5 protein-coding genes and 1 other RNA gene are annotated in these 6,000 nt (G+C 59.6%); all 6 read left to right on the top strand.

What is annotated here, in order from left to right:
* On the top strand, positions 1-949 hold a 949-nt coding region (locus ACIGDJ_RS14770; protein WP_397504566.1), incomplete at its 5' end, for an LUD domain-containing protein.
* Positions 946-1,617, top strand: coding sequence for a lactate utilization protein C (locus tag ACIGDJ_RS14765; RefSeq protein WP_397479538.1), 672 nt, complete (start codon positions 946-948; stop codon positions 1,615-1,617). The genes ACIGDJ_RS14770 and ACIGDJ_RS14765, both read left to right, overlap by 4 nt.
* Positions 1,614-4,445 carry an FAD-binding and (Fe-S)-binding domain-containing protein gene (locus ACIGDJ_RS14760; protein WP_397479537.1) on the top strand — a complete coding sequence of 944 codons (2,832 nt, stop codon included), beginning with the start codon at positions 1,614-1,616 and terminating at the stop codon, positions 4,443-4,445. Before ACIGDJ_RS14765 ends, ACIGDJ_RS14760 begins: the two co-directional genes overlap by 4 nt.
* Positions 4,446-4,536: 91 nt before the next feature.
* Positions 4,537-4,818, top strand: coding sequence for a hypothetical protein (locus ACIGDJ_RS14755; RefSeq protein WP_101158107.1), 282 nt, complete (start codon positions 4,537-4,539; stop codon positions 4,816-4,818).
* 206 nt (positions 4,819-5,024) lie between these two features.
* Positions 5,025-5,300 carry a hypothetical protein gene (locus ACIGDJ_RS14750; RefSeq protein ID WP_101158109.1) on the top strand — a complete coding sequence of 92 codons (276 nt, stop codon included), beginning with the start codon at positions 5,025-5,027 and terminating at the stop codon, positions 5,298-5,300.
* Positions 5,301-5,395: 95 nt separating this feature from the next.
* Positions 5,396-5,784, top strand: a transfer-messenger RNA (tmRNA) gene (gene ssrA / locus ACIGDJ_RS14745).
* Positions 5,785-6,000: the final 216 nt, after the last annotated feature.

The following is a 6,000-nucleotide window of genomic DNA, read 5'->3' as shown; positions in this document are numbered from 1 at the left end:
GGTCGCGTCCTTGTTCCACGACAAACTTGGCGTGGAATACACCAAGGACGTTGAACAAATCATACAGATCGGTCGCAGGGTCCTGCGGCAGAAATTCTTCGAAGCCGACATCGGCGTCTCCGGCGTCAACTTCGCCGTCGCCGAAACCGGCACCCTGCTGCTGGTGGAAAACGAAGGCAACGGGCGCATGACCACCACCGTTCCCCCGGTGCACATCGCCGTCACCGGCATCGAAAAGGTCGTGGAAAACCTGCGCGACGTGGTGCCGCTGCTGTCACTGCTGACGCGCTCGGCGCTGGGCATTCCGATCACCACTTACGTCAACATGATCTCTGGCCCGCGCAAGGAACATGAACTCGACGGCCCGCAGGAAGTGCATCTGGTGTTGCTCGACAACGGTCGCAGCCAAGCCTTCGCCGACAGCGAATTGCGCCAGACCCTGAACTGCATCCGCTGCGGCGCCTGCATGAATCATTGCCCGGTTTACACCCGCGTCGGCGGCCACACCTATGGCGAGGTCTACCCGGGGCCGATCGGCAAAATAATCACCCCGCACATGGTCGGCCTGGCCAAAGTCCCCGACCACCCGAGCGCATCATCATTGTGCGGCGCCTGCGGTGAAGTCTGCCCGGTGAAGATTCCGATCCCGGCGATCCTGCGCCGCCTGCGCGAGGAAAACGTCAAAGCCCCGGACGCACCGAATCAGGTGATGCGCGGTCAGGGCAGCAAGTATTCGCGCAAGGAGCGCTTCATCTGGAACGCCTGGGCCAGACTCAACAGCTCGCCGACGCTGTACCGCTTGTTCGCTTTTTTCGCCACGCGCCTGCGCGCCCTTACGCCGAGCAATGTCGGCCCATGGACGCAAAACCACAGCGCACCAAAACCGGCCGCGCGTTCGTTGCATGACATGGCCCGCGAACATCTGGGCAAACAGGGAGAGCGTCGATGAGCGCCAAGCAAAACATCCTCGGCAAGCTGCGGAAAAGTCTGACCGGCACCACGCCAATTGCCGACAACTTCGATGTCGATCTGGTCACCCAGCCCTACACCTACAGCGCCGAGCAGCGCATCCCGCAACTGCGCAAACTGATGGAAGCGGTGCACACCGAAATCCACCTGACCTCGGGCGCCGAGTGGCCAGCATTGCTGGCGCAACTGCTGCGTGACCGCCAGTTGCCGAGCCTGCTGGTCGCTCCGACAACAACCCACGGACAACGCATCACACAGCACTGGGCGAACAAGCCCGAACTGCCAGCACTAAAGTCCTACGACCGGCCAATGGAAGAGTGGAAAGCCGAGCTGTTCAACGACACCCCGGCCAGCCTCACCGGCACCCTCGGTGCGATCGCCGCGACCGGCAGCCTGATCATCTGGCCAACCCGTGAAGAACCGCGCTTGATGAGCCTGGTGCCGCCGGTGCATTTCGCCCTGCTCAAGGCCAGCGAAATCCGCGACAACTTCTATCAGGTGCAAGAGGAATTCGAATGGGCGCAAGGCATGCCGACCAATGCGCTGCTGGTCTCCGGCCCGTCGAAGACTGCCGATATTGAACAGGTGCTGGCGTATGGCGCGCATGGCCCGAAAGATCTGGTCGTGCTGGTTCTGGAGGATCAATGAGTCTTCCTGCTGCTTTCCTGCGAGATGCCGAGCGACTGATTCCAGCAGACCGGCGCTTCGACGATCCGCTGTCGACCCTGGCCTTCGGCACCGACGCCAGTTTCTATCGACTGATTCCGAAACTGGTGATCCGCGTCGAGTCTGAAGACGAAGTCGTGGCGCTGCTGCAACTGGCCCAGCGCGACAAGGTGCCGGTGACCTTCCGCGCCGCCGGCACCAGCCTGTCCGGGCAGGCGATCAGCGACTCGGTGCTGATCGTGCTTGGGGATAACTGGAACGCCCGCGAAATTCGCGGCCAGGGCACGCAGATCCGCCTGCAACCAGGGGTGATCGGCGCGCAGGCCAATGCCTGGCTGGCACCGTTCGGGCGCAAGATCGGCCCGGATCCGGCGTCGATCAATGCCTGCAAGATCGGCGGCATCGTCGCCAACAACGCCAGCGGCATGTGCTGTGGCACCGCGCAAAACACCTACCACACGCTGGCCGGGATTCGCTTGGTGCTGGCCGACGGCACGCGCCTCGACAGCGAAGACCCTGCCAGCGTCGCGGCATTTCGTTCAAGCCACGGTGAACTGCTCGAACGCCTGGCGACATTGGGCCGCGAGACCCGCGCCAACGCCGTACTGGCCGCAAGAATCCGCCACAAATACCGTCTGAAAAATACCACCGGCCTGTCGCTCAACGCCCTTGTGGATTTCGACGAGCCTGTGGATATCCTGAGCCACCTGCTGGTCGGCTCCGAAGGCACGCTCGGCTTCATCAGCGCGGTGACTTACGACACCGTCATCGATCACCCGAACAAGGCCTCGGCGCTGATCGTGTTCCCCGATGTCGAGACCTGCTGCAACGCGGTCACCGTGCTGAAAAGCCAACCAGTGTCAGCGGTGGAGTTGCTCGACCGACGCAGTCTGCGCTCGGTGCAAGACAAAAAGGGTATGCCGGCTTTCGTACAGCGGCTGTCGGAAAATGCCTGCGCGCTGCTCATCGAATCCCGCGCCGCTTCGTCAACATTGCTGCAGGAACAACTGGCGCAAATCATGGCGTCCCTGCGCGATTTCCCCGTGGAGAAGCAGGTCGATTTCACTGAAGACCCAGCGGAAAACGCCCGACTCTGGGCCATCCGCAAAGACACCTTTCCCGCCGTCGGCGCCGTGCGCCAAACCGGCACCACGGTGATCATCGAAGACGTGACCTTCCCGGTCGAACAACTGGCCATCGGCGTCAATCGCCTGATCGAGCTGTTCGACAAACATGCCTACGACGAAGCGATCCTTTTCGGACACGCACTGGAAGGCAATCTGCACTTCGTCTTCACCCAAGGCTTCAACAGCCCGGAAGAAATCGCACGCTACCAAGCGTTCATGGACGACGTCGCGCAACTGGTCGCGGTGGAATTCGGCGGCTCGCTGAAGGCCGAACACGGCACCGGCCGCAACATGGCGCCGTTCGTTGAGCTGGAATGGGGCAGCGACGCCTATCAACTGATGTGGCAGCTCAAACGCCTGCTCGACCCCAACGGCATTCTCAATCCGGACGTGGTGCTCAGCGAAGATCCGCAGATCCACCTCAAGCACCTGAAACCGCTGCCGGCGGCTGACGAGATTGTGGACAAGTGCATCGAGTGCGGTTTCTGCGAACCGGTCTGCCCATCGAAAGGCCTGACCCTGAGCCCGCGCCAGCGCATCGTGATCTGGCGCGATATCCAGGCGAAAAAGCGCGCCGGCGTCGACACCACCGAACTGGAAAAAGCCTACGACTATCAAGGCATCGACACCTGCGCCGCGACCGGTCTGTGCGCGCAACGCTGTCCTGTAGGCATCAACACCGGCGAACTGGTTAAAAAGCTCCGTGGCCGACACGCCACGCACCAGAAAACCGCTGACTGGATCGAAGAAAATTTCGCCAAGACCCTGCAAGGCGCGCGCTTCACCCTGCACGTCGCCAACGGCGCGCGGATGATGCTCGGCGCGCCGCGTCTGGCGAAACTGTCGGCAACGCTGACGCGCTTGTCCAAAGGCCAGGTGCCGCTGTGGACCAACGCCATGCCACAACCGGAAAAAGCCATTCGCTTCAGCCCGAGCGTGGCGGACGAGCGCCCGCGCGTGGTTTATCTGGCAGCTTGCGTCTCGCGGGTCATGGGCCCGGCGGCAGGCGACAAAGAACAGATGTCGCTGTACGACAAAACCCGTGGCCTGCTGGAAAAAGCCGGCTATCAAGTAGTCTTTCCCGACAACCAGGACAACCTCTGCTGCGGTCAGCCGTTCGCCTCAAAAGGCTACGCCGAACAGGCCGAGCACAAACGCCAGGAGCTGATCAGCGCTCTGCTCCACGCCAGCCGCGGCGGCCTCGATCCGATCTATTGCGACACCAGCCCGTGTACGCTGCGGCTGGTTCAGGACATCGGCGAAACGCGCCTGGATCTGTACGATCCGGTGCGTTTCATCCGTACGCATCTGCTGGATCGTCTGGACTTCACACCCCAGGAAGCGCCGATTGCCGTGCACGTGACCTGCAGCACTCAGCACTTGGGCGAGAGCCAGGCACTGATCGATCTGGCACGCAAATGCAGCAACACCGTGGTGATTCCCGAAGGCATACATTGCTGCGGTTTTGCCGGCGATAAAGGCTTCACCACACCGGAGCTGAACAGCCATTCGCTGCGAACGCTCAAGGACGCCGTGCAGCACTGCAGCGAGGGTATTTCCACCAGCCGCACCTGCGAAATCGGCCTGACCCAGCACGGTGGCATTGACTATCACGGGCTGGTTTATCTGGTGGATCGGGTGACACGGGCAAAAGCCTGCAGAGGAAAAAATCAGAACCCTTGAGCGAGGCGGTAGTCCACTGCACATGCCCCGGACCATTCGGGGCCTGTTCAACGGTCAGCGAAGTCTGAACCCTCAGTTCAAGGAGATACACATGAACCGCTCTGTAATGTTAGGTCTGTTTGTCACTGCCTCGATGATGGCGTCCACTTCGTTCGCCGCTGAAAAACCTGCCGATTTGTGCGATGCCAATCTGCAGAGAATCGATAGCGCCAAGACGCAATATCAGACGTCATCGGATCTGAATGCGCGCGTCTCGGCCAGTGTCAGCAAAGCTCGCGCGCTGAAAGCACAAGGCAAGATTGACGACTGCCTCGCTGAAACCCAACAAACCCTGCTGGACATCCAGAACGCTACCGGTGACACCAAAAAATGATTCATGCGCCGACCTGTTACAGGTCGGCTGCATCGGCACCTGGCCGACCGATCTGGCCATTTGATATTCGTTGCAAATAAAACCGAATTCCTGCGCAGCGAAGCGGTCAACCAGACAGGTCCTATACTGACCTCGCTTGTCTTGACCTCGGCATCGCGGCCAGACCGTCCGGCAGCACCGAGCCCCCATCGTTCAAGGAGATACCCATGAAGCATTCTGCAATTGCTGGATTGTTTATCACTGGTGCACTTCTGGCCTCGCCGGTGTTCGCGGCCGACAAAGACCTCTGTGCCGGGAATCTTCAAAGCATCAAAGACTTCGTCACCAGCCAGCCGTCCCTTCCTGAAAGCTCCATGAATAACATCAAGGAAGCACAGGAAAAAGCCACTGCGGCCCAGGCGTCCGGCAACGACAAGGATTGCATCGAGATCACCAACGGCATCATCAGCAAGATGCAGATCCGTAACCCGACGCGTAACTGATGTCCCAAAGGCCAACCTGCGGGTTGGCCTGCAACCCTTTTTGACGTACACTGTGCACGCTTGTTGCCCGAACAGATTCACCGGGCAATGAGTTCGGGGCCGTTTAGGATTCGACGCCGGTTGCGAAACTCTAGGTGCATGCCGACTTGGTAACAGAAGTCGTAAATCCACTGTTGCAACTACTTATAGTTGCCAATGACGACCAATACGGTGTTGCTCTCGCTGCTTAATTGCAGCTGACAATGCTCCTGGTACCTTCGGGTCCAGCAATCATCAGGGGATGTCTGTAAACCCGAAATGATTGTCATATAGAACAGAATCGCCGTGCAGTACGTTGTGGACGAAGCGGCTAAAACTTACACAACTCGCCCAAAGCACCCTGCCCGTCGGGTCGCTGAGGGTTAACTTAATAGACACGGCTACGCATGTAGTACCGACAGCGGAGTACTGGCGGACGGGGGTTCAAATCCCCCCGGCTCCACCAAATAAGCATTACAAATCAGGCACTTAGCTACCACGCAAAGTGCCTTTTTTGTGCCTAAATGGGTTGTTTTGGCTCGGCTATGACAGGTTAATGACAGCTTCGGGCTGTACCTGCGAAGCTCAGCAGGAATCGTTTTGGAAAAAAAAAGGGCTTGGTCATTCGTACAGCATTGCTTGTTACGAGGGGCAAGGCTAACGTCGTACACACGGATGCTCG

It is taken from the genome of Pseudomonas sp. NPDC079367, from assembly GCF_044542195.1.
Taxonomy (GTDB): Bacteria; Pseudomonadota; Gammaproteobacteria; order Pseudomonadales; family Pseudomonadaceae; genus Aquipseudomonas.
The sequence above is the reverse complement of the archived record's forward strand: the minus strand, read 5'-3'. Positions and strand labels throughout refer to the sequence as shown.